The sequence below is a fragment of the Ligilactobacillus sp. 110_WCHN genome (assembly GCF_030518115.1).
Taxonomy (GTDB): domain Bacteria; phylum Bacillota; class Bacilli; order Lactobacillales; family Lactobacillaceae; genus Ligilactobacillus; species Ligilactobacillus aviarius_C.
Map to the genome: position 1 here is coordinate 66526 of NZ_JAULLI010000005.1, position 23584 is coordinate 90109.

Here is a 23584-nt window from a genome sequence, read left to right on the forward strand (position 1 = left end):
GCGACTTGGCAAACGAAGCAATTTCACTTAAAGGACATAAAGACGGATATGAGATCGTTCTTCGAAGTGCCGCAAAGTTCAGCGATATTGAACACGAACTCAAACAACTGTTAGACCAGCTTTATAAGGATAATTCAAAGTTTGATGCTGATCAGGTTGACTTTAAGATTCAAACGGGTAACCGGTTGTTGTCAGCGGACGAAAAGAAGAAAATTGAAGATATTTTTGCAAACTATCCGCTATTTTCAATTCACCGCATTAAATCTGATGTTATCTTGAAAGATGATGCAGCGGCAATTATTGAAAAGAACATGATTCATGTGAATGCGGATATTATCCGGAATGGGCAGGTTAAGACAATTGACGGGGACGTCCTCTTTATGGGGACGATCCATGAAGGCGGAATCCTTCAGGCAACTGGAAATGTTTATCTTTTAGGAAAGACTGAAGGAATTGTTTCAGCTGGTTTCCCAGATAATAATTCGGCGGTAATTGTTGGAGATGTTACCCATACCCAACAGGTTCGAATTGCCGATTTAGTCACGATTTTTGACGATGAAGTCCAACCGGATGAATCAAAGCCAGTCGTTTTTGTAAATGATTTACATAAGCTCGCATATTTGAGAATGGATGAATTGAAGAAATTAAGGCCTAAAATTTATGCCAAGTTTGGAGGATTTTAATTATGGGAAAATCAATTGTAATTACTTCAGGAAAAGGTGGGGTAGGGAAAACAACGACCTCTGCTAACCTGGGAACAGCTTTGGCATTAATGGATAAAAAAGTTTGTTTGATCGACCTTGATATTGGATTGCGGAACCTTGACGTTGTTCTGGGACTCGACAATCGAATTATCTATGATATTGTTGATGTTGCTCAGGGACGCGCCAAATTGCACCAAGCATTGATTAAAGATAAGCGGTTTGATGACAAGCTTTTCCTTCTTCCAGCTGCTCAAAATACGGATAAAAGTGCACTGGAACCTGAAGAAGTGAAGAAAATCGTTGAAGAGTTACGCCCAGACTTTGATTATATTTTGCTTGATTGTCCAGCAGGAATTGAACAAGGATTTATGAACGCCGTTGCGGGTGCCGATCAAGCAATTGTCGTTTCAACTCCGGAAATTTCATCTGTTCGTGATGCAGACCGGGTTGTTGGTTTATTGGAACAGAAGGACTTAAAGGAAGCTCCAATGTTGATTATTAACCGGATTAAAAAACACATGGTGAACGATGGCGACATGATGGATGTTGATGAAATCACCCGGCATTTGTCAATTAAGCTGTTAGGAATTGTCTTTGACGACGAAGACGTGATCAGTTCATCAAATAAAGGCGAACCGGTCGTTTTAAACGAAAAGAGTGCTGCGGGACAGGGATACCGCAACATTGCACGGCGACTTGAAGGTGAAACGGTGCCGTTGATGTCCCTTAAGGAACAGAAGAAAAAAGGATTCTTTGAGAAAGTTACAGAATGGTTTAAGAGAAAATAAATTTGATTTAAAGGGCATTTGGAGGCAATTAAATCTAAATGTCCTTTTTCGTTTTAATTTTTGAGAAAGAGAGAATGAGAAGTGAAAATGGCAGAGAAGAGAAAGCAAAGCCGTCGATGGCTGAAAATTTTGATTGGAATTTTAATTGCGGTAATTGTAATTTACCTTGGAATTTGTTTTTATTTTATTAACTACGGGTTTGGAAGAAAGACGAAGACGCCAGATCAACCGACCCGCGAAGCCATTGAGTGGCTCAATAAGACACCGCAACAAACCTGGCATGAAACGGCAGTCGGTAACAAGGATATTAAGTTAGTTGCGCGGTATGTTCCAGCAGCTGAAAAAACAAATAAAACAATTGTGGTTGCCCATGGTTGGCATGAAAATTCACGATTGATGGCCCGTTACATCAAAATGTTTCATCAATTAGGATACAACGTTTTAGCTCCTGATGGTCGGGGAAGCGGGCGCAGCGGCGGCAAGTATCTTTCATTTGGATGGCTTGATCGGTTAGATTATGTCAAATGGATTCATCAAATTATTGATCGCGAAGGTTCAAACGTTGAAATTGGCCTTTTTGGTGTAAGTATGGGCGGTGCAACCGTGATGAATGTCAGTGGTCAGAAACTTCCACCGCAAGTCAAGTGTGTGGTAGAAGACTGCGGTTTTAGCAGTATTCACCAAGAATTTTATGATGTGATCACGCATGATTTTCATATTCCAGCGAGACCGATCTTGGCTGGGGGAGCATATTTGGCCCAACCGATGATTGGGTTCAACTTTAATGATGCGAATACATTAAAACAACTGGCAAAGGATAAGCTTCCAATTTTATTTATTCATGGTGATAAGGATGATTTTGTCCGCACTTACATGGTTTACCAAAACTACCATGCAACGAAAGCACCAAAGGAAATTTGGATCACTAAAAATACCGGTCATGCCCATTCATTAGAAAATCACTATCAGGCATACAAGGCAAAAGTCGGCGCATTTTTTGCGCAATATTTAAAGTAGTCCGGAAGCAGAATGTGATAAAATAAAACCTATTAAATTGAAATTAACGAATGCCACTTCATTTTATTTTTGATTAAATTTATGGCAAAATTAAAGTCAAGAAGTTAGTGGACTTGAGTGAAGGTGAGAACATGGCGATTAATTTGGAAGATGCGCAAATTTTACTGAAAGAACACCATTTGCTGAAAGAGCAATTTACCGGCCAAAAAAGTAATTTTGAACATGTCACGTATGATTCGCGGCAGGTTGAGCAGGATACATTATTCTTTTGTAAAGGAAACTTTAAAAGGGAATATCTTGTAGATGCAATCGATCATGGTGCAACCGGCTACGTTGCAGAAGAAAAGTATGTTGATGATGGTCAAACTTCTTTTTTGATCGTAACGGATGTTCAAAAGGCGATGGCGCTTTTAGGGGCTGCATTTTATGGTTACCCCCAAAATGATTTATTTGTAATTGGAATTACTGGCACAAAAGGAAAAACGACGAGTTCTTATTTTGCAAAGGGAATTCTCGATCAAACAACTGCTCAGAAAACGGCATTGTTTTCAACCGTGAACCGGGTTGTGGGGCAACAACCAGAAGATACATTCAAATCAAATTTGACGACTCCGGAATCGCTTGATCTGTTTCGTGATATGCGTCGGGCCGTTGATAACGGAATGACGCATTTAGTGATGGAAGTTTCATCGCAGGCGTACAAAAAGAATCGCGTTTATAGCCTCCATTATAATGTTGGGATTTTTCTTAATATCTCACCGGACCATGTCGGCGAAAATGAACACCCAACGTTTGCAGATTATCTGTTCTGCAAGGAACAGATCCTTGCCAACTCCGATTATTGTATTTTAAATGTTGATACGGAGCATTTTAAAGATATCTATTATGCGGCTAAATCGGATGTTGAATCAGACCGGTTATTGACATTCACGCATACTGAAAGTCGGACTCTTCCGGATGGAAATCCAATCGATATCCAAATCGAAAATCTTCAAGAAACACTGCTTGATAGTCAGTTTAGATTGCATGCCTTAACGTCTAAGGCCAATAATCTTCAACTTGAAGGGACTTACTCGATTGCAATTCCAGGAGACTATAATGAAGGCAATGCAACCGCAGCGATTATTGCATCTGTTCTTGGCAATGCAACGCAAACGGATGCGGTTGAAGGATTAAAGCATGTCAAGGTGGCTGGCCGAATGGAGATGGTTCAAACCAAGAACCATGGATTAGTCTATATCGATTATGCCCATAACTATGCAAGTCTCCATGCCTTGCTTGAATTCCTGAAAGCCCAACGGAAAGTTGAACGGCTGATCGTTGTTGTGGGGTCAACCGGGAATAAGGGAGTCTCACGGCGCGAAGGCTTTGGTAAGGCGTTAAGTCAAGGTGCGGATGTAGCAATTTTGACAAGCGATGATCCAGGATATGAAGATCCAATGAAGATTGCCCAAGAAATTGACCATTATATCGACCATCAACGGGTCCAGGTTATTTTTGAAATGGATCGGGCAACAGCGATTAAAAGGGCGATTGAAATGGGAAAGCCGAATGACGTGGTTGTTCTGGCTGGCAAGGGAGAAGACAAGTATCAAAAGATCAATGGAGTTGATACCCCATATCCAAATGATTTAAATGTTGCAAAAAATGTTATGAAGGGATTAGAAGATGAACAGTAATTTACCAGATTTTACACCAGTTTTATTAGGAAGCGACTTTAACGTATATGGAATGGCACGTTCGTTTTATGAATTAACGGGCAAACCGGTTAAAGCATTTGCAGAACAACAATTAGCACCAACGCGATTTACCAAAATCGTTGACTTGGAATTAATTGACGGCTTTGCTGACGATCCCCAATGGATCAATTCAATGCTTAAAATCAAGGAACGGTACCGTGACCACCAAGAGCCAGTAATTTTAATTGGCTGCGGGGATGGTTATGCCGAATTGATTTCCAAACATAAAGCCGAATTAAGCGACGTTTTTGTGTGTCCGTACATTGATTTTGACTTGTTGAAAAGGTTGAATAAAAAAGAATCATTTTATGAAATCTGTGATCAATATAACTTGCCATATCCGAAGACCAAAGTCATTACAAAAGAAATGTGGGCTAGTGATGAACCAATTGAACAACCATTTGATTATCCGGTGGCTTTAAAGCCATCAAACAGTGTTGAATGGGTCGACATTCATTTTGATGGGCGGAAGAAAGCTTATCGGGTAAAATCACGGCCTGAATTAGATGAAATTTTACAAAAGGCCTATACGAATGGATATGAATCAGATTTCATTTTACAAGACTTTATTCCAGGTGACGATAGTAATATGCGGGTGTTGAACGCCTATGTTGATCAAAATCACCATGTTAAAATGATGTGTTTAGGCCACCCGTTATTGGAAGATCCGTCACCATCTGCAATTGGAAATTACGTTGCAATTTTGCCTGAATATAATAAAGACATTTATCAACGTTTCCAAAAGTTCTTGGAAGATATCAAGTTTACCGGCTATGCAAACTTTGATATGAAGTATGACTCACGCGACAACACGTATAAATTGTTTGAAATCAATTTGCGGCAAGGACGGAGCAGTTTCTTTGTAACCCTGAATGGCTATAACCTTGCTCAATGGGTTGTTCGTGATTACGTCACTAAGGATCTTGCAGACGCCGAAACGGTATATGGAAACAAGGATGCCAATAAACATCAACTCTGGCTTGGAGTTCCCGTTAAGGTCTTCAAGAAATATGCGCGTCAAAACGGCGATAAGGAACGGGCGCTTGATTTGATCGACCATAAACGTTATGGCATGACATACCGTTATGATAAGGACATGAATATTAAACGATGGACACTCTTAAAGTGGATGGAACACATTTACACTAAGAATTTCAACCGTTACTTCAAAGAAAACAAAGGATGATCAGAATGAAGAAGTTCTTTACGATTATTGGTGGAATGGGCACGATGGCAACGGAAAGCTTTATTCATCAGTTAAATAAGCGAATTCCGGCAAGTTGTGATCAAGATTATCTTGACTATATTTTGCTGAACCATGCAACGATTCCGGATCGGACGGCTTATCTTTTGGATAATTCGAAACCAAGTCCATACCCTGATTTAGCCGAAGACATTCGGCAACAGGCAAAATTGAATCCGGAATTTTTTGCAATCCCATGTAATACGGCTCACTATTTCTATGATGACTTGCAAAAGTTAACGAAAATTCCGATCCTTCATATGCCGCGAGAAGCAGTTAAGGAAATTGGAAATAGGTATCCGAAAGCCAAACGGGTTGGATTGTTAGCAACTCATGGAACGATTGCAGATCATGTTTATGAGAATGAAATTAAAAAAGCTGGGTATGAATTTGTTGGCCCAACGGATGCAATTCAGGCTAAAACCGATGAATTGATTTATACGGATATTAAGGAACATGATTTTGTTGATCGGCAGTTATTCCACGGATTGGTTAAAACAATGATCAATGAGCGAAAGTGTGACGTAGTAATTTTAGGATGTACTGAATTGTCGCTTGCACAGGAACGGGAACCGGTCGATGGAATGCCAATCGTTGATGGTCAAATTGTTTTGGTTGAGCGGACGCTTGAAAAGGCAATGAAGTTGCAGAAAGGAAAGTAATAAAAAAACGGTTTTCAGTCGAAAACCGTTTTTTATTTTTATAAATTGAAAAGACTACCGAATGCACCAAAAATAACCGCACCGATCGTAAAAATTAACATTAACCACACAACGACCATGGTGACCTTTTGGAAAGTTGATTTTTTCTTTTTCTTTTTTGCCACAATAAATCATCCTTTAATATCAATTACACAAGTTACTATACCGTTGATAATTCGGAGTGTCAAACCAAGATTCAATTTAAAATTGAAAATTATAATCAGAGTTTATATAATTGAATGCAGAGTTTTTTTTAAATGAGGGTATGAAATGATTAAAGAATGGTACGTCCAATTATTGATTTTAATTTTGGTGTGGTTGATCCTCACCCTTTTGAAAAAGAGGTTTTTCAGAAAACAATTAAAAAATTTCAAACGGCTTGATGTGATGAGTTTGTTCTTATTGGTTTCAATTCACTTTCTTTCGCAAGATGTGATGGGGCTATCAATTATTCCGTTTTTGATCTGCGGATTGTCAGCTTACGGATTGATCATGACGATTTTGTATGCGCTAATGGAAGGCCAGATCCTATATAAGAAGTTTTTGATTAAGTTTTGGCGGGTTGCTGATATTTTATTTCTAGGAACATACTGTGTGTTACTGATTTTTAAAGTAGTATCGTTTTTCAATTAAAGGAGAAAAAAGACTGGGATGTCATCCCAGTCTTTTTTTGATTGGTTTTAGGCGATAAAAGCACTCGTTTTACAATGTTTCAATGTCAAAAAGCGTTGTAATAAAAACTTAATTTTTATTAGGTGGTTTTTGTTCAATACTAAGTGGTTGAAAGTGGGGGAATGTGGTAAGATGTTAAATGAAGGTAATTAGAAGGTGGTGAGGACACGTGTTCATGGGTGAATTTCAACATTCGATCGATTCAAAGGGTCGGTTGATTATTCCGGCAAAATTTCGTGATCAGCTTGGTTCGAAATTTGTAATCACTCGTGGATTGGATGGATGTCTTTTTGGATATCCAATGGATGAATGGCGTGTCCTTGAAGAAAAACTGAAAAAATTACCTCTTAATAAACGCGATGCACGTTCGTTCGTGCGTTTCTTTTATTCGGCAGCAACTGAAAGTGAACTTGATAAGCAAGGACGGATCAATGTTCCGAAAACTTTACGTTCACACGCTGGATTAGAAAAGAAATGTGTGATCGTTGGGGTATCAAACCGCTTTGAAATTTGGTCAGAAGAACGGTGGAACTCATTTACTGATGAAGCCGAAGAAAACTTTGATGAGATTGCGGAAAATATGATTGACTTTGAATTTTAGGAGAGATTATGGCTGAGTTTAAACATGTAACGGTTTTGCTAAATGAAGCAGTTGAAAATTTAAAAATCAAGCCAGACGGGGTTTATGTTGACTGTACTTTAGGCGGTGGCGGTCATACCCGGAAAATTTTATCTCAATTAAATGAAAATGGACGATTATTTTCCTTTGATCAGGATCGAACGGCGATTGAATATAATCAAAAATCCCTTGACAATCAACTTCAAAGTGGGAAACTAACATTAGTTAAGGATAATTTTCGGAATATTAAGAAACGTCTTAATGATTTTGGAGTTTCTAAAATTGATGGGGCGGTTTATGATCTTGGAGTTTCATCACCTCAGTTTGATGTTGCTCAACGCGGGTTTAGTTATAAACTTGAAGCTCCGCTGGATATGCGGATGGATCAAGGCCAAGCCTTAACTGCGAAGCAGATCGTCAACGAATGGTCGTTTAACGATCTTGTTCGGATTTTCTCACGTTACGGTGAGGAAAAGTTTGCCAAATCGATTGCCCGCAAGATTGAAAAACAGCGTCAGCTTCAACCAATTCAAACCACAACGGAATTGGTTGAAGTCATCAAAGCGGGAATTCCTACCCGGGCACGCCGGACAGGTGGTCATCCCGCCAAAAGAGTTTTTCAAGCTTTACGAATTGCAGTTAACGATGAGCTTGGAGCCCTTGAAACTTCATTGGAACAAGTCCTTGAAATGTTAAATGTTGATGGTCGAGTAAGTGTAATTACCTTCCAATCACTTGAGGATCGACTTGTGAAGAGCATGTTTAAAGAGAAGACCAGTTTACCAGATTTACCACAGGGATTACCAGTTATTCCGCAAGGCATGGAAGTTGATTATCGATTGGTTAATCGCAAGCCGATTTTACCAACTAAAAGCGAAATTGAAACAAATCACCGCGCACATTCTGCGAAGTTGCGCGTTATTGAACGAATAAAATAAGAGAATATGGGGTTGTGAATAGGATGGCTGAAACAGCACGCAAAATTGTAAATCATTCAAATATTAGGAAACAAACGACGGCACAAATCGATCCGCTCGATATCCAAAAGAAAAAATTTAAACGGCGGGAACGGTTAGCCGTATGTGTTTCATTAGGATGGGCAGCATTGCTCGGTTGCGTTACGATTTCATCGTCAATTCACGTTAATACGGCGCAAAGCGATTTACAAGCTGTTACAACGCAAGTAACAAAGCTTAACAGTAAGAATTCAAATATTCGCCAAGAAATTAGTGAACTTTCAAGTCGTTCGCGTTTAATGGGAATCGCTAAGAAAGATGGCCTTTCATTGAATGAACAAAATACAAGGAATGTAACTAAATAATGAATAATCAAAATAAGCGCAAGATAGAAGAAAATACAGAAGATAGCAAGCAATTTGGAAAACTGATCTTTTTCATAGTTCTCAGTGTTTTTGTATTGATTATCTTCCGCTTTTTTTATGTCGGCATTTTTCATCGTGCTGACGGCGTTAATTTGCGTCAAAAAGTGGAACAGTTGTATGCAAAACGAACTGAAATCAAAGCTAAACGGGGAACGATTTATGATGCGAATGATCAGGTAATTGCTGAAGATACAACCACATATTCCGTATACGTTGTCCTTTCAAAGGAAGCCCGGACATTTGACGGGAAGCCAGCCTACTTAAAGGTCTCAGAAAAGGATAAGGCAGCAAAAGTTTTAAGCGAAAATCTTGGAGCATCGTATTCAAAAATCAAGAAGATTTTGTCACCCAAAGATCCAGATGTTTATCAAGTTGAACTTGGATCAGCTGGGAAGAACATCTCGCTTGAAACTAAAAAACGGATCCAAGCAGCGCATATTCCCGGGATTGACTTCACGCCATCCGAAGCCCGGTTATATCCGAATGGAACGTTTGCTTCGCATTTGATTGGATTAGCTGAAAATGAAAATGGCAAACTCCTCGGAATTATGGGAATTGAAAAGAACTATAATTCTGAATTAGCAGGACAAAACGGGGTCAAAAGCGAACAGACCGATATTGAGGGAACCAAATTACCATGGACAAAGGCCGTTGCCCGGCCGGTTAAAAACGGGGATAACGTTTATACGACCCTTGATGGACATTTGCAAAACTATTTGGAAACCTTGATGACCAAGGCTGAAGAAGCATATCATCCAAAGAATATGGATGCCGTTTTGATGAATGCTAAAACGGGTGAAATTATTGCGGCAACTCAACGCCCAACGTTTAATGCTCAAACACGGGTGGGGTTAAACAATTCATGGACGAATACGTTGACTGAATCGGCATATGAACCGGGTTCATGTATGAAGATTTTCTCAATGGCAGCTGCAATTAACAGTGGAATCTATAATCCAAATGCAACCTTTATGTCGGGAAGATATGACATTGACGGAGCGTATGTTTATGATTGGGACCGCAATGGTTGGGGGCCAATCACATACCGGCAAGCATTCATTCGGTCATCTAACGTTGGGATGGCCCACTTGGAACAACAAATGGGTGCTAAACGCTGGTTACGCTATTTGAAATCATTTGGTTTCTTAAAAGCCGTAAATGGGCCAGGATTAGGAACTGAAGCAAGCGGTGCGATTGGTTACAAGTATCCAATCGATCAAGCCAATACAGCCTATGGTCAAAGTATTGATGTAACGGTCATGCAAATGATGCAAGGTTTTTCAATGCTGGCCAATAACGGGGAAATGGTTCAACCGCGATTAATTAAAAAGATCGTTAATCCGAATACTGGAAAGACCGTATACCGTTCAAAACGAAAAGTGGTTGGTCATCCGGTAACGGCATCAACCGTTAAACAGGTTTTAGGAATGATGCAGGATGTTATTACTGATCCAAATGGGACAGGTCAAGCATACAAAATCAACGGTTATAATGTCGGGGTTAAAACTGGGACAGCTCAAATTGCCAATCCAAAGGGCGGCGGATACCTTACTGGTGATATGAATTATATCTTCTCCGTTGCTGGGGTTGCCCCGTTGAATGATCCGAAGTATGTATTGTATATTACAATGCAACAACCGCAAACGTTTGGAAATGAAGGGGCTGCAACTAAGGCCCTTGCAACGGTCTTCAATCCAATGATGAAACAGGCATTGCAAGATGACAGTTCAAATGGTTCAAATCAAAACAATAAGGTTCCAAACGTTAAGGGATTAAGCATTGCAACTGCTAAACAAGAATTAGAAAAGACCGGCGCAAACGTAATTGTTTGTGGTAACGGGGTAAAGATCAACCAGCAATCCGTTGCTGCAGGTCAAACAATTATGAAGGGTTCAAAGGTCATTCTTGTTACAAATGGTGCAAAGACGATTCCAGATATGACGGGATGGTCACGGAATGATGTAAGCAACCTTGCAAACATGTTAGGAATCAAGGTTCATTTTGATGGAACCGGATTTGTAAAGTCCCAAAGTGTTTCACCAAATACGGTTGTAACGAAGAATCAGCAAGTTAACATTGCATTGCAATAAAACAAGGAGAAATAGAGATGACGTTCATTAAATTATTATTTCCATTTTGCATGAGTTTAATTTTAACGGCGGTCTTTTTACCGGCGTTTATCAATTATGCCCATCGAAAAAAGCAAGGCCAAATGATTCGTGAAGAAGGACCAAAGTGGCATGAGAAAAAGTCAGGGACTCCCACAATGGGGGGCTTCGTCTTTAACTTTGTAATTTTGATAACGGGCATTATTGTCCCGCTTGTTTACAAATGCTTAAACCCAAGTGTTTTAGTACTTGATTTTATCTTGATCTTGTATGGTTTCCTTGGGTTCTGGGACGATTCAATCAAGTTATGGAAGAAACAAAACGAAGGATTAAAGCCATGGCAAAAACTTGCCGGCCAGATTCTCGGCGGAATTGTTTTTCTCGCAGTTTACTACTTTGAAGGCTTTCCGTTTTCAATTAGTTTCTTTGGTCACGAAATTCATTTAGGATTTCTTTATGCCTTATTCGTCATGTTCTGGTTAGTCGGATTTTCAAATGCGGTTAACTTGACGGATGGCATTGACGGGTTAGTTGCCGGCCAATCAATTATTGCCTTTGGAGCATATGCAGTTATTGCGTGGGCCCAAGATCAATTTGGCGTTCTGATTTTCTGTGTTGCTGTAATGGGGGCATTAGTTGCATTCTTGTTCTTTAACCACAAACCAGCAAAAATTTTTATGGGTGATATGGGTTCACTTGCCCTTGGGGGTGCGCTTGCAGCCGTTTCAATTTTAGTTCACCATGAGCCGTCGTTGCTTGTCATCGGAATTATTTTTGTAATTGAAACTGCAAGTGTAATTCTTCAGGTAACGTCTTTCCGGTTAACTGGAAAACGAATTTTTAAAATGAGTCCAATTCACCATCACTTCGAAATGTGTGGCTGGAATGAATGGCAAATTGATATTGTTTTTTGGATCGTCGGCTTAATTGCCGCTGTGATTTCAGTAATGATAATTTTATAAAGTATTAGGAAGAAGTTAGTTGTCATGAAAAACATTAGTTCTTACCAAAATAAACAAGTTCTTGTAATCGGAATGGGGAAAAGTGGCGTAAATTCAGCTAAACTTTTAGTTAAGCTGGGAGCGCAGGTAATTGTCAACGACAAGACGGATCAGCCCAATCAATCCCAAGTTGATGAACTTAAAAAGATTGGCGTGAAGGTTGTTACGGGGAGTCATCCGCTTGAGTTATTGGATGGAACAACGACGGTCGTTAAGAATCCAGTTGTTCCGTACGATAACCCGTTAGTTGCGAAGGCAATTGGGGAAAAAATTCCAGTCATTACGGAACCAGAACTTGCATATCAAGTTTTAGATGCAACCATGATCGGAATTACCGGAACTAATGGAAAAACAACGACAACAACAATGATTACGGAAATGTTGAACCGGAACCGGTCAAAGGGCAAGGCTTACGCAGCCGGAAATATTGGAATTCCGACAACTCAAATTGCTCAACAAGCGACCGCCGATGACGTGATGGTAACTGAATTATCGAGTTTCCAATTGATGGGAATTAAGACGTTACATCCGCACATTGCTGTTTTGACTAATATTTATGAAGCCCATACAGATTGGCACGGATCACACGCAAATTATGTGAATGCCAAAATGCGGATCTTAATGAATCAGACGGCAGATGATTATTTTGTTGTTAACTGGGATAACGAAGAAGCCCGGCAATTTAGTAAGCATACTCAAGCAACCGTTGTTCCGTTTTCACGCGAAGATCAAACTGAAGCGGGAGCATATGAAAAAGATGGTGTGCTTTACTTTAAGGGTGAAAAAATCATTGATGCTGATCAAATCGGGGTTCCCGGATCACACAATGTTGAAAATGCCCTTGCTGCAATTGCTGCTGCCAAGTTGATGGGCCAATCAGCTGAAAACATCAAAGAAGTTCTACAACAATTCACAGGTGTGCGGCACCGGATGCAATACGTTACAACCTTTAATGAACGTAAGTTTTATAACGATTCGAAGGCAACGGATATCGAAGCGACTCAAAAAGCATTGGATGGCTTCAATCAATCGGTTGTCTTATTGGCAGGTGGACTTGATCGCGGCTTTAAGTTTGATCGCCTGGTTCCGTACTTCAGGAAGCACGTGCGGGCATTAGTTGTCTTTGGCGAAACTGCAGATCTAATGGCTGATGCTGGAAAGCAAGCGGGTATTAAGGAAATTGTTAAAACCGAAAATGCGGTTACGGCGGTTCCTGAAGCATACCGTTTAAGTAAGCCGGGCGATGTAATTTTGCTTTCACCAGCATGTGCAAGCTGGGATCAATGGCCAACGTTTGAGGTTCGCGGTGATCAGTATATTAAAGCAGTTGAAGATTTGATCAAGAAAATGGAGGAAGCAAAATGAGGATATTAGTTTCTGGCGGTGGAACTGGAGGACACATTTATCCAGCCCTTGCATTGATCGATGAAGCTAAGAAAAAAGATCCAACAACGAAGGTCTTATATGTTGGGACCAATCGCGGGCTTGAAAGCCGAATCGTTCCGGATGCGGGAATTGATTTTAAAACAATTGAAATTCAAGGGTTTAAACGCTCACTTTCACTTGAAAACTTTAAGACGGTTTATTTATTCTTGAAGAGTATCCATGAATCTAAAAAGATCATTAAAGAATTTAAACCGGATATTGTTGTTGGAACCGGTGGCTATGTTTGTGGATCAGTCGTTTTTGCGGCATCACAGATGCATATTCCGACCGTTATTCATGAACAAAACAGCGTTGCCGGAGTAACCAACAAGTTTTTAAGTCATTTTGTTGATAAAGTTGCGATTTGTTTTGACGATGTTCGTTCGAATTTCCCTGAAAACAAAATTGTATTTACCGGGAATCCACGGGCACAACAAGTTGCGCATATGGAAAATAAAAATCGGTTAAAGGAATACGGATTAAAGGATAATTATCCAACCGTTTTGATTTTTGGCGGGTCACGCGGAGCAGAAGGCATTAATCAGGCTGCTTTGGATGCGGCTTCAAAGTTTAAGGACCGGCCTTACCAAGTTCTTTTTGTAACGGGGCAGGTTCATTATGATGAAATCAAAAAGCAGGCCGCCCAAAAGGAAATTCCATCAAATATGATAATTCAGCCATATATCAGTAATATGCCTGAAATTCTTCCGGAAATCGATTTGATCGTTGGCCGGGCAGGGGCAACGAGTTTAGCTGAAATTACGGCACTGGGGATTCCTTCAATTTTAATTCCAAGCCCGTATGTAACAGCTGACCATCAGACTAAAAATGCGATGAGTTTGGTGAACAAAAATGCTGCCAAAATGATTACCGAAAAGGAATTAACAGGAGCTAAGCTGGCTGATGCCGTTGACCAGTTAATGAATGACTCAGCCCAACGAAGTGAAATGGCGAAGAATGCTTCAGATGCAGGAGTGCGGGATGCAGCCGATCGGTTGTATAATGTATTAAAAGATTTGGTTAATCAAAAATAAGTCTGAGGGATAATGATATCAAGATGAAAAAGCTCAAAAAATCGAATGCCGAGTTAACTCCGTGGGAAAAGGCACAAAAAAAACGCAAACAAGCAAAGAAGCATCACCGCCCAACGACGGCTCGTTCTTTTGTAAAAAAGCTTCCGCGAACAAACAGTTTACGGAAACAACGGTTAGCGAAGGGAACGATTGCATTGATTGCGGTTTTTGGAATTACGTTTGCAGTATCGTTATTTTTCATTCTTCCGTTTAGCAGAATTCTTTCACTTCAAGTAAATACAAATGATGATGCAACCCGTACGGCGGTTGTTAAGGCTAGTAACTTGCATTACTACGAATCATTGTTTGGAGTGTGGCCTGAAACCGCGAAGATTGAAAACCAAATTCACGAAAAAGTTCCTTCTGTAAAAAAGGCAACGATTCAATATCAAGGAACGCATGTGAAAATCAACGTTGAGGAGTATCCAACGATTGGGTATGTCGTAAGAAACAATAAATACTACAAATTGACGTCTTCAGGAATGATCGATAAATATGGATCAAATAATCCGAAGGAAAATTACCCGATTTTTTATAATTTTAAAAATAAGGATCGCCTTCTAGAGATGACTAAGCAATTTGATAAGTTGCCAGCCAAAGTCAAAAAGGGAATTGCGGAAGTTCACCTTGAACCGACAAAGGCGGATCCGGGAAAAATCAAATTATATATGAATGACGGTAATCAAGTAATTGCTTCAATTGATACGTTTGCAGAGAAAATGCAATACTATCCAAGCATTGTTTCGAAGATGAATTATACGGGTGTTGTTGACCTCGAAGTCGGGGCGTACTCATATCCTTATGGTAAAAATTAATATTTTCGAAAAAAACACGGAAACCCTTGATTAAAGGTAGTAAATTGGTTTATTTGTATGGTAAAATTTAAATTAAGATACTTTTCTTGAAACTAATTAAAGAAAACTGGATTGGAGGATCAAAAGGTGGAAAATTCCGGAATTTATGTAGGATTGGACATCGGAACAACTTCGATCAAAGTCGTAATTGCAGAATTTATGAAAGGCCAATTAAATATTATTGGCTATGGCAGTTCACATTCCGCTGGCTTGTCACGTGGTGTAATTGTAGACATTGACCAAGTTGTTGCTACAATTAAGGAAACAATTAAACAAGCAGAACAAAAAGCAAACATTGAGATTGAAAATGTAACGGTTGGCGTTCCGGCAAATATGTTACAAATTCAACGGTGCAAGGGCATGATCGCAGTTGGCGGTCAAGATGGCAATTCTGCTGAAATTACAGATGAGGATGTTCACGAAGTTACACGGGCAGCATTAGTTCAAAACTTGCCGCCAGAACGCGATGTAATCGATATCGTTCCAGACGAGTTCTTTGTTGATGATATTGATAATATCAAAGATCCGCGTGGAATGATGGGCGTTCGGTTAGAGATGCAAGGGGTAATGTATACGGGCCCAAAGACGATTTTACATAATATTCGTAAATGTGTTCAACGAGCAGGCTTAAAGATTCAAGACATCGTGGTTGCTCCAATTGCACTTTCTGAATATGCATTAAGTGATGCTGAACAGGATTTTGGGGCCGTTTTAATTGACCTTGGTGGAGGCCAAACGACAGCCGCTGTTGTTCATGATCACAAAGTAAAGTATACTTATGTTGATCAGGAAGGTGGCGACTACGTAACTCGCGATATTTCAATTGTTTTGAATACGTCATTTGAAAATGCTGAAACATTGAAGCGAAATTACGGGTATGCCCTTGCTGAAATGGCTTCATCCGAGGATTCGATTCCGGTTGAAGTTGTTGGTCAACAAGAGGATGAAATGGTTACCGAAGAATACCTTTCAGAAATTATTGAAGCCCGGATGCGGCAGATTTTCGAAAAAATCAAACAATCTCTTGGAAGTATCAATGCCTTTCAACTGCCAGGCGGAGTTGTGTTAACAGGTGGAATGGCTGCATTACAAGGGGTAACCGAATTAGCTCAAGAAATTTTTGAAGTTCCGGTAAAGATTTTCTATCCTCAAGAAATGAATTTACGTTCACCACAATTCTCACAAGTTATTGGTTTAATTGAAGATACGACTCATCAAAACGAAATCAACATGGTTGTTAAGAGCACGTTGAATAATATTGATGCGGTTGTCAATCAAGGACCAGTGCAAGCTCCACCAATGAAGGCCGTTAAGAAGGCTAACATGAAGAGTGTGAAAACAAAACCGCGGAAAGCGGCTAAACCAGTTGAGAAACAAGCTAAACAAAATAAGTCAGCTGAAAAGAAGCATCATTCAATTTCAGGTTTGAAAGATTGGTTTGGCAGTTTCTTTGATTAATTAGTTTAAGAAACAGATTGGATAACGGAGGAGAACTAAATGGACTACGAAGTAGATGAAAACAACAAGGCGAACATCAAAGTAATCGGTGTCGGCGGTGCTGGTGGTAACGCGGTTAACCGGATGATTGCCGAAGACGTTAAAGGTGTTGAATTTATTGCTGCAAACACAGATGTTCAAGCATTAAAGAACTCAAATGCGGAAACGAAGATTCAATTAGGACCGAAATTGACCAAGGGACTTGGTGCAGGTGCTAACCCTGATATCGGTGAAAAGGCTGCTGAAGAAAGCGAAGAACAAATTTCTGAAGCTTTACAAGGCGCTAACATGATCTTTGTTACTGCCGGAATGGGTGGTGGTACTGGTACCGGTGCTGCTCCAGTAATTGCAAAGGTTGCCAAGGAAATGGGCGCATTGACTGTTGGGGTCGTAACCCGTCCATTCTCATTTGAAGGCCCAAAGCGTGCACGGTTTGCTGCTGAAGGTGTTCAAAAGATGAAGGAACACGTCGATACTTTGATCATCATTGCCAATAACCGTTTGTTAGAAATCGTTGATAAAAAGACGCCAATGCTTCAAGCATTCCAAGAAGCAGATAACGTTTTACGTCAAGGTGTTCAAGGAATTACTGATTTGATCACATCACCAGGTTACGTTAACTTGGACTTCGCTGACGTTACAACTGTTATGAAAGACAAGGGTTCAGCTTTGATGGGAATTGGTTCTGCAAACGGCGAAAACCGAATTGAAGAAGCAACAAAGAAAGCTATTTCATCACCACTGTTGGAAGTTTCAATTGATGGGGCTGAACAAGTTCTGTTGAACATTACTGGTGGTCCAGATTTGAGCTTGTTTGAAGCCCAAACAGCTTCAGAAATTGTAACGGATGCCGCTTCAAGCGATGTCAATATTATCTTTGGGACATCAATCAACGAAAACCTCGAAGATGAAGTAGTCGTGACTGTAATCGCAACTGGAATTGACAAAAAGCGCAATGCGCGTAAAACAGTTAAGAAGCCAACATCAAACGGAATTTTAAACAATAACCGGAATGCTGCTTCAAATCAACCAGCATCAAATTCACGGAGTAATGATCCGCTTGCTGATTGGGATATTACAACTGAGATGAACGGTAATTCACATGCAGCAAACCAACGGGATAATTTCCAAGACGTTGAAAAGAAAGACTTTAACGTATTTGGTTCAGATTCATCAAATAATAACTTTGATCAAGATGATGACGATAATATGCCACCATTCTTGCGTCATCGTCGGAAATAATGAAGGAGGCTTGAGGTCATGTCATTAACTGATCGGATTAGTCATTTTTTTAATGGATACGACGATGAAACGGAATATGATAATTATGATAATGGTTCATCACAGGTAAGAACAGAAAGTGAAGGACCTCAGGGCAATCAGAAAAATCGAATTATGTCAATTGTAGGTAAAGGTGATCATTCGCAAAAAAAGATCATGTTGTTTGAACCCCGCGTGTTCTCAGATGCTAAGCAAATTGCATCGCGCTTGTTAAACGGTCAAGCAGCAATTATCAATTTTGAACGAATGGACAACCAACAATCGCGACGAATCGTTGATTTCCTTTCAGGGGTGACGTATGCCATTGATGGGGATATCAAACGAATCGGCGAACAAATTTTTCTATGCACTCCGTCTGAATTTTCAGTTGAAGGAATGCTTAATGAAGCCGTTAAGCTTCAAGACTTTTAGTAAGGAGTCGGAAAGTGTTAGTAGGAATTATTAATGGTCTATTTCAACTTTATACGTTGGCAATTGTTGTGTACTGTTTGATGTCATGGTTCCCGGGTGCTTTGCAGACAAAGTTCGGGATGTTTTTAGACCGGATCGTGAGTCCGTTCTTAAACCTTTTCCATTTTATTCCACCGATTTTTAACATTGATTTTTCACCTATCATTGCGTTAATCGTTTTGGAATTAGTTGAGCAGGGACTTTTCTTCCTCTTACGGATTCTAATTGGATAATTGGGGTTAATTTCAAATGAATGATGGAATTTACCAGCATTTTCGAAAGGAAGAGCGGCCAACAATTGATCAGGTTGCATCTTTAATTTCGGAGGCGGAATTAAACTATGCGCCGGTGTTAACTGATTTTTTGAATCCTCGGGAGCGTTTTATTGCCCAGGCATTGATTGGAAAAAGTTCAACGATTCAAATGGCGACGCAGGGCGGGTATCAGAATGCTGATCGAAAACGGGTATTATTTTACCCGCAGTATTTTGAACCTCAAACTGAGGATTTTGAAATTCAAGTTCTTGAAGTTGATTATCCGATTAAATTTGCGTCATTACATCATGGACAGATTCTCGGTGCGCTTGTTCATTCTGGAATTACGCGGGATGTGCTTGGCGATATTATAACCGATGGAACACGGTGGCAATTGATTGTTGAAAAAAAGATTGCGTCATTTCTGGTTAGTCAGCTTGATCGAATTGGTCGGACAAAGGTGAAGCTTAATCCGAAAGAATTATCGGAGTTGTTAACACCGGAAAGTGCATGGCAAGAAGTCTATTTGCTAATCAGTTCGCAGCGAATTGATCGGATCATCGCTAGTAGCTACCACTTGTCACGTGGAAAGGCCAAGGAACTGATTGAAAATGCTAAAGTTCAAGTAAATTGGATGGAAGTTGATCGTCCAGATTATGTGATTAACATTCGCGATATTATTTCAGTCCGCGGTTATGGACGCATTCGATTTGATGCAATTTTGGGAATGACCCATAAAGGAAAGTTAAAAGTTGAAATGGCGATTATTCGGAAATAGTCCATTTAGACAATAGCGTGTCAATTACTTTAATGATAAAATGACTTATAGTGGAGGTGATAGGGATGGCTTTGACCCCCTTGGATATTCATAATAAAGAATTTCACGTAAAATTACGTGGTTATGATCAAGACGAAGTTAATGAATTCTTAGATCAGATTATCAAAGATTATGAAGCTTTGTTAAAAGAAAATGATTCACTTCGTGACAGCTTAGATCAAAATAAAGAAAAATTAAAATACTTCAATGATTTGAAAGATTCTTTGAATCAATCAATTATTGTTGCTCAAGAAGCAGCCGATAAGGTTAAGGCGAACTCACAACGTGAAGCTGAAATTATTAACCGTGAAGCTCAAAAGCAAGGTCAAGATATTATTGACCAAGCAAATGAAAAGGCGCGGAATATCATTGATGAAGCTTCAAAGAAAGCTAAGAAACTTGCAATTGAAACTGATGATTTGCGGAAGCAAGCTCGAATTTTCCGGCAAAAACTTCAAGTAATGATGGAATCTCAATTAGAAGTTGTTAAGGGCAGCGAATGGGACGAAATCTTGAAGCAAGGCAAGACAAGCAGCTATGAAGAAATTCAAGATGCAATTCGTCAAGACGAAACGTTGGATAAAGAAACTGCACGTGAAATTAAGCCAGTCCAAGATGATGAAGAGTTTAACTTCCAACCAGTTGATCCAAATCCTCCTGAAATCAATCCTGCTGATGATGGTCAAGCGGAAACAGTTGTTGTTTTCCCTGATAATAATGATTCAACAACAGAAACTGAACCAACTCCACAAAGTGAACCTGAAGATTCAAACAATGGCCTTCAAGGACAACACTTTGCTGACACAGATGATTTAAACTAATTTGAAACGCGACTTATTTTAAATACTTCAAAGCGAGTCAACGATGGTGAAAGGTTGATAGTCACTTTAAAGTAAGCCATCATTCAATGATTGAAATGCTGAATTCAAAGTAAGCATTTTCGGTTCACACCGTTATTTGTGATTAAAGTAGATTTAATAATCTAAAATTTGGGTGGTACCACGATAATCTCGTCCCTTGCGGATGGGATTATTTTTTTGAAAGGAGAAAACGATGCGAATTAAGAAAACCTTAAATATGGGTAGAACTAAATTCCCAATGCGCGGAAATCTTCCAGTTAAAGAAGCTGAAAGACAAAAGGTATGGGAAGAAAACAAAGTTTATGAAAAACGACAAAAATTAAATGAAGGCAAACCGTCATTTGTTTTGCACGATGGCCCTCCATATGCAAACGGAAACATTCACATGGGACACGCCATGAACAAGATTTCAAAGGACTTTATCGTGCGTTCAAAATCAATGATGGGCTTCCGGGCACCATATGTTCCTGGATGGGACACTCATGGATTGCCAATTGAACAACAATTGAAGAAGCAAGGGGTTGATCGGAAGGCCCTTTCAATTGCTGATTTCCGTGAAAAGTGCAGGGAATATGCTTTACAACAAGTTGATAAGCAACGCCAAGACTTTAAGCGGTTAGGAATTTCTGCCGAATGGGATAACCCATACGTAACCCTTGACCCTAAATTTGAAGCTCAAGAAGTTCGCGTCTTTGGTAAGATGGCTGAAAAAGGCTTGATTTATAAGGGCCGGAAGCCGGTTTACTGGTCATGGTCATCCGAATCAGCTTTAGCCGAAGCGGAAGTTGAATATCATGACGTAACTTCACCATCAGCCTTTTATGGCGAAAAGGTTATCGATGGCAAAGGTGTTTTAGATGATGATACATACATGGTTGTCTGGACAACAACGCCATGGACAATTCCTGGTTCAGAAGGGATCACAATTTCTGCGAAGTACGAATATTCAGTTGTTCAACATGACGATGATCCGCGGAAATTTGTTATCGCAACTGAATTGCTTGCAAAGGATACGGAATTATTTGGATGGAAAGATGTTAAGACACTGAAGACCGTTAAGGGTGCTGAAATGGAAAATATCCTTGCCCAACATCCATTTGATCCGGAACGGAAATTAGTTGTAATGCTTGGCGACTTCGTTACGCTTGATGCCGGAACTGGATTAGTTCACACGGCTCCTGGATTTGGGGAAGACGACTACAATGTCGGAATGAAGTACGGCTTAGATGTCTTTGCTCCAGTTGATGCCAAAGGATACTTGACGGATGAAGCCGGCGAAGACTTTGCAGGTGTCTTTTATGAAGATGCTAACCAGATTTCATTAGATAAATTAAAAGCTTCAAATGCATTGATCAAGCAAATGGACTACGAACACAGTTATCCATTTGACTGGCGGACAAAGAAACCAATCATCTTCCGGGCAACGCCACAATGGTTTGCATCGGTTGATAAGATTCGGGACGATATTCTGAACGCAATTGACAGTGTTAAGTTTATGCCAGAATGGGGTCAAAAACGACTTCACAACATGATTCGTGACCGTGGCGACTGGGTAATTTCACGGCAACGGGTATGGGGTGTTCCATTACCGATTTTCTATGCCGAAGATGGCGAAGCAATCATGACACCGGAAACGATCGAACATGTTGCTCAATTGATTGAAAAGCACGGTTCAAATATTTGGTTTGAAAAGGATGCTAAAGATCTTTTGCCTGAAGGGTTCACCAGTGAACATTCACCAAACGGGAAGTTTACCAAGGAAACCGATATCATGGATGTTTGGTTTGATTCTGGTTCATCTCACCAAGGTGTGCTTGCTTCCCGAGATTACCTGACATATCCGGCTGATTTGGTTCTTGAAGGTTCAGATCAATACCGGGGATGGTTCAACTCAAGCATGATCACGAGCGTTGCCGTTTCAGGAAAGGCACCATATAAGCAAGTTATTTCACAAGGATTTACCCTTGATGGTAAAGGGCACAAGATGAGTAAATCACTTGGAAATACAATTGTTCCCAATGACGTGATCAAGCAAATGGGGGCTGAGATTATCCGGTTATGGGTATTGAGTGCTGACACATCAGCAGATGTTCGCGTTTCAATGGGCAGTTTCCAACAAATTGCGGAAAGTTACCGAAAGATTCGGAATACCTTCAGATTCCTGCTTTCAAACGTTGCGGACTTTGATCCGGAAAAGAATCAAGTTGCATTTGATGATCTTGAAGCCATTGACCGTTACATGCAAATTCAAGCAAATGAATTTACAAAGGATATTTTAGATGATTACGCAACGTATGATTTTATGGACATCTATAAGAAGGTCATCAAGTTTATCACCACTGACTTATCAGCATTCTACCTTGATATTGCAAAGGATGTTATTTACATTGAAGAAGCTGATGGTCACAAGCGGCGTTCAATGCAAACTGTTTTGTATGACATCGTTGTTCGGTTAGCTAAATTGTTAACTCCAATTTTGCCACATACAACCGAAGAAGTCTGGGAATACTTGCATGAACCAGAAGAATTTGCCCAATTATCAGAAATGCCGGCAGTGAACTACTATGATGGTCAAAAGAAGTTTCTTGAAAACTGGAGCCGCTTCATGAAAGTGCGGTCAAATGTTTACAAGTCACTTGAAATTGCCCGGGATGATAAGATGATTGGAAAATCGTTTGAAGCCCATGTCAAGTTGTACGTCACTGATGGAATCAAACAAGAATTGGATAGTTTGGATGCTGATATTCGTCAAGCAATGATCGTTTCAGCATTGGATATTCTTCCAATTGATGAAGCTCCTGCTGATGCAGATGACTACGATGAAGTAAAGGTTAAGATTGAAAAGGCAACGGGTGAAGTTTGTCCTCGTTGCCGGATGATCAAGACTGATGTGGGTGCTGACCAAGAATTACCACAAGTTTGTGCTCACTGTGCTGAAATCATTCGGCATGACTTCCCTGAAGCAGTTGAAGAAGGATTAGAAAATTAATTATGAGTGAAAAGACTGGGCTGCCACGTCCAGTCTTTTTTAGCGTTTAATGAACTATATTTTTTGGAATTTCTCTGCTATTATTAGAGTTAAAGTGAGATAAAACGAGGA

23 protein-coding genes are annotated in these 23584 nt (G+C 40.0%); 22 read left to right on the forward strand and 1 reads right to left on the reverse strand.

Going from position 1 to position 23584, the window contains the following annotated elements; genetic code table 11:
* Positions 1–5: 5 nt before the first annotated feature.
* The 6 genes from Q3C15_RS03005 (at position 6) to Q3C15_RS03030 (ending at position 6153) form a co-directional block, all read left to right on the forward strand.
* Entirely contained in the window at positions 6–683 is a 678-nt protein-coding gene (locus Q3C15_RS03005) for a septum site-determining protein MinC (protein WP_278851696.1), read from the forward strand.
* Positions 684–685: 2 nt separating this feature from the next.
* A complete protein-coding gene (gene minD, locus Q3C15_RS03010) occupies positions 686–1492 on the forward strand; it encodes a septum site-determining protein MinD (protein ID WP_057827711.1) in 807 nt (268 codons plus the stop codon).
* An 87-nt stretch (positions 1493–1579) separates the two neighbouring features.
* Positions 1580–2509, forward strand: a complete 930-nt coding sequence (locus Q3C15_RS03015) for an alpha/beta hydrolase (RefSeq protein WP_204779552.1) — start codon at positions 1580–1582, stop codon at positions 2507–2509.
* A gap of 131 nt (positions 2510–2640) precedes the next feature.
* Complete coding sequence (locus Q3C15_RS03020) at positions 2641–4188, forward strand: UDP-N-acetylmuramoyl-L-alanyl-D-glutamate--2,6-diaminopimelate ligase (RefSeq protein ID WP_289554530.1); 1548 nt, start codon at positions 2641–2643, stop codon at positions 4186–4188.
* A complete protein-coding gene (locus Q3C15_RS03025) occupies positions 4178–5434 on the forward strand; it encodes a carboxylate--amine ligase (protein WP_289554531.1) in 1257 nt (418 codons plus the stop codon). The genes Q3C15_RS03020 and Q3C15_RS03025 overlap by 11 nt, the downstream gene beginning before the upstream one ends.
* Positions 5435–5439: 5 nt before the next feature.
* A complete protein-coding gene (locus tag Q3C15_RS03030; RefSeq protein ID WP_204779554.1) occupies positions 5440–6153 on the forward strand; it encodes an aspartate/glutamate racemase family protein in 714 nt (237 codons plus the stop codon).
* 38 nt (positions 6154–6191) lie between these two features.
* On the opposite strand, the gene Q3C15_RS03035 is transcribed toward Q3C15_RS03030, so the two are convergent.
* On the reverse strand, positions 6192–6317 hold the full coding sequence (locus Q3C15_RS03035; RefSeq protein ID WP_064485260.1) for a DUF4044 domain-containing protein: 126 nt from the start codon (positions 6315–6317) through the stop codon (positions 6192–6194).
* A 145-nt stretch (positions 6318–6462) separates the two neighbouring features.
* Between Q3C15_RS03035 and Q3C15_RS03040 the strand changes: the two genes are divergently transcribed.
* The 16 genes from Q3C15_RS03040 (at position 6463) to ileS (ending at position 23473) form a co-directional block, all read left to right on the forward strand.
* Positions 6463–6825: a DUF3397 domain-containing protein gene (locus Q3C15_RS03040; protein ID WP_204779555.1), complete on the forward strand. Its 363-nt coding sequence runs from the start codon at positions 6463–6465 to the stop codon at positions 6823–6825.
* Positions 6826–7033: 208 nt separating this feature from the next.
* Entirely contained in the window at positions 7034–7465 is a 432-nt protein-coding gene (gene mraZ / locus Q3C15_RS03045; protein WP_057827717.1) for a division/cell wall cluster transcriptional repressor MraZ, read from the forward strand.
* 8 nt (positions 7466–7473) lie between these two features.
* Positions 7474–8421, forward strand: a complete 948-nt coding sequence (gene rsmH / locus Q3C15_RS03050) for a 16S rRNA (cytosine(1402)-N(4))-methyltransferase RsmH (protein WP_289554532.1) — start codon at positions 7474–7476, stop codon at positions 8419–8421.
* A 23-nt stretch (positions 8422–8444) separates the two neighbouring features.
* Positions 8445–8804 carry a cell division protein FtsL gene (gene ftsL / locus Q3C15_RS03055; RefSeq protein WP_289554533.1) on the forward strand — a complete coding sequence of 120 codons (360 nt, stop codon included), beginning with the start codon at positions 8445–8447 and terminating at the stop codon, positions 8802–8804.
* Entirely contained in the window at positions 8804–10954 is a 2151-nt protein-coding gene (locus Q3C15_RS03060; RefSeq protein ID WP_289554534.1) for a penicillin-binding protein, read from the forward strand. Before ftsL ends, Q3C15_RS03060 begins: the two co-directional genes overlap by 1 nt.
* A gap of 17 nt (positions 10955–10971) precedes the next feature.
* A complete protein-coding gene (gene mraY / locus Q3C15_RS03065) occupies positions 10972–11934 on the forward strand; it encodes a phospho-N-acetylmuramoyl-pentapeptide-transferase (protein ID WP_302704013.1) in 963 nt (320 codons plus the stop codon).
* Positions 11935–11958: 24 nt separating this feature from the next.
* The gene (murD, locus tag Q3C15_RS03070; RefSeq protein WP_302704020.1) at positions 11959–13338 is read left to right on the forward strand and encodes a UDP-N-acetylmuramoyl-L-alanine--D-glutamate ligase; all 1380 of its coding nucleotides are present in this window, start codon (positions 11959–11961) and stop codon (positions 13336–13338) included.
* Positions 13335–14432, forward strand: a complete 1098-nt coding sequence (gene murG / locus Q3C15_RS03075) for an undecaprenyldiphospho-muramoylpentapeptide beta-N-acetylglucosaminyltransferase (protein WP_302704023.1) — start codon at positions 13335–13337, stop codon at positions 14430–14432. Before murD ends, murG begins: the two co-directional genes overlap by 4 nt.
* A 23-nt stretch (positions 14433–14455) precedes the next feature.
* Positions 14456–15286 (forward strand): cell division protein FtsQ/DivIB, encoded by an 831-nt coding sequence (locus Q3C15_RS03080; protein ID WP_283600693.1) that lies wholly within the window; start codon positions 14456–14458, stop codon positions 15284–15286.
* Positions 15287–15412: 126 nt separating this feature from the next.
* Positions 15413–16783, forward strand: coding sequence for a cell division protein FtsA (ftsA, locus tag Q3C15_RS03085; protein WP_302704025.1), 1371 nt, complete (start codon positions 15413–15415; stop codon positions 16781–16783).
* 39 nt (positions 16784–16822) lie between these two features.
* Positions 16823–18064 carry a cell division protein FtsZ gene (gene ftsZ, locus Q3C15_RS03090; protein WP_302704027.1) on the forward strand — a complete coding sequence of 414 codons (1242 nt, stop codon included), beginning with the start codon at positions 16823–16825 and terminating at the stop codon, positions 18062–18064.
* 18 nt (positions 18065–18082) lie between these two features.
* Positions 18083–18514: a cell division protein SepF gene (locus Q3C15_RS03095; protein ID WP_057906861.1), complete on the forward strand. Its 432-nt coding sequence runs from the start codon at positions 18083–18085 to the stop codon at positions 18512–18514.
* 14 nt (positions 18515–18528) lie between these two features.
* Entirely contained in the window at positions 18529–18786 is a 258-nt protein-coding gene (locus Q3C15_RS03100) for a YggT family protein (RefSeq protein WP_204779564.1), read from the forward strand.
* A gap of 16 nt (positions 18787–18802) precedes the next feature.
* The gene (locus Q3C15_RS03105; RefSeq protein ID WP_302704030.1) at positions 18803–19585 is read left to right on the forward strand and encodes an RNA-binding protein; all 783 of its coding nucleotides are present in this window, start codon (positions 18803–18805) and stop codon (positions 19583–19585) included.
* A 65-nt stretch (positions 19586–19650) separates the two neighbouring features.
* Positions 19651–20445 (forward strand): DivIVA domain-containing protein, encoded by a 795-nt coding sequence (locus Q3C15_RS03110; protein ID WP_064207767.1) that lies wholly within the window; start codon positions 19651–19653, stop codon positions 20443–20445.
* 232 nt (positions 20446–20677) lie between these two features.
* On the forward strand, positions 20678–23473 hold the full coding sequence (ileS, locus tag Q3C15_RS03115; RefSeq protein ID WP_302704033.1) for an isoleucine--tRNA ligase: 2796 nt from the start codon (positions 20678–20680) through the stop codon (positions 23471–23473).
* The last annotated feature ends 111 nt before the right edge of the window (positions 23474–23584 follow it).

Coding starts and splice junctions, on each gene's coding strand:
- minD (WP_057827711.1), top strand. CDS start 686: ATGGGAAAATCAATTGTAATTACTTCAGGAAAAGGTGGGGTAGGGAAA.
- Q3C15_RS03015 (WP_204779552.1), top strand. CDS start 1,580: ATGGCAGAGAAGAGAAAGCAAAGCCGTCGATGGCTGAAAATTTTGATT.
- Q3C15_RS03020 (WP_289554530.1), top strand. CDS start 2,641: ATGGCGATTAATTTGGAAGATGCGCAAATTTTACTGAAAGAACACCAT.
- Q3C15_RS03025 (WP_289554531.1), top strand. CDS start 4,178: ATGAACAGTAATTTACCAGATTTTACACCAGTTTTATTAGGAAGCGAC.
- Q3C15_RS03030 (WP_204779554.1), top strand. CDS start 5,440: ATGAAGAAGTTCTTTACGATTATTGGTGGAATGGGCACGATGGCAACG.
- Q3C15_RS03040 (WP_204779555.1), top strand. CDS start 6,463: ATGATTAAAGAATGGTACGTCCAATTATTGATTTTAATTTTGGTGTGG.
- rsmH (WP_289554532.1), top strand. CDS start 7,474: ATGGCTGAGTTTAAACATGTAACGGTTTTGCTAAATGAAGCAGTTGAA.
- ftsL (WP_289554533.1), top strand. CDS start 8,445: ATGGCTGAAACAGCACGCAAAATTGTAAATCATTCAAATATTAGGAAA.
- Q3C15_RS03060 (WP_289554534.1), top strand. CDS start 8,804: ATGAATAATCAAAATAAGCGCAAGATAGAAGAAAATACAGAAGATAGC.
- mraY (WP_302704013.1), top strand. CDS start 10,972: ATGACGTTCATTAAATTATTATTTCCATTTTGCATGAGTTTAATTTTA.
- murD (WP_302704020.1), top strand. CDS start 11,959: ATGAAAAACATTAGTTCTTACCAAAATAAACAAGTTCTTGTAATCGGA.
- murG (WP_302704023.1), top strand. CDS start 13,335: ATGAGGATATTAGTTTCTGGCGGTGGAACTGGAGGACACATTTATCCA.
- Q3C15_RS03080 (WP_283600693.1), top strand. CDS start 14,456: ATGAAAAAGCTCAAAAAATCGAATGCCGAGTTAACTCCGTGGGAAAAG.
- ftsZ (WP_302704027.1), top strand. CDS start 16,823: ATGGACTACGAAGTAGATGAAAACAACAAGGCGAACATCAAAGTAATC.
- Q3C15_RS03095 (WP_057906861.1), top strand. CDS start 18,083: ATGTCATTAACTGATCGGATTAGTCATTTTTTTAATGGATACGACGAT.
- Q3C15_RS03105 (WP_302704030.1), top strand. CDS start 18,803: ATGAATGATGGAATTTACCAGCATTTTCGAAAGGAAGAGCGGCCAACA.
- Q3C15_RS03110 (WP_064207767.1), top strand. CDS start 19,651: ATGGCTTTGACCCCCTTGGATATTCATAATAAAGAATTTCACGTAAAA.
- ileS (WP_302704033.1), top strand. CDS start 20,678: ATGCGAATTAAGAAAACCTTAAATATGGGTAGAACTAAATTCCCAATG.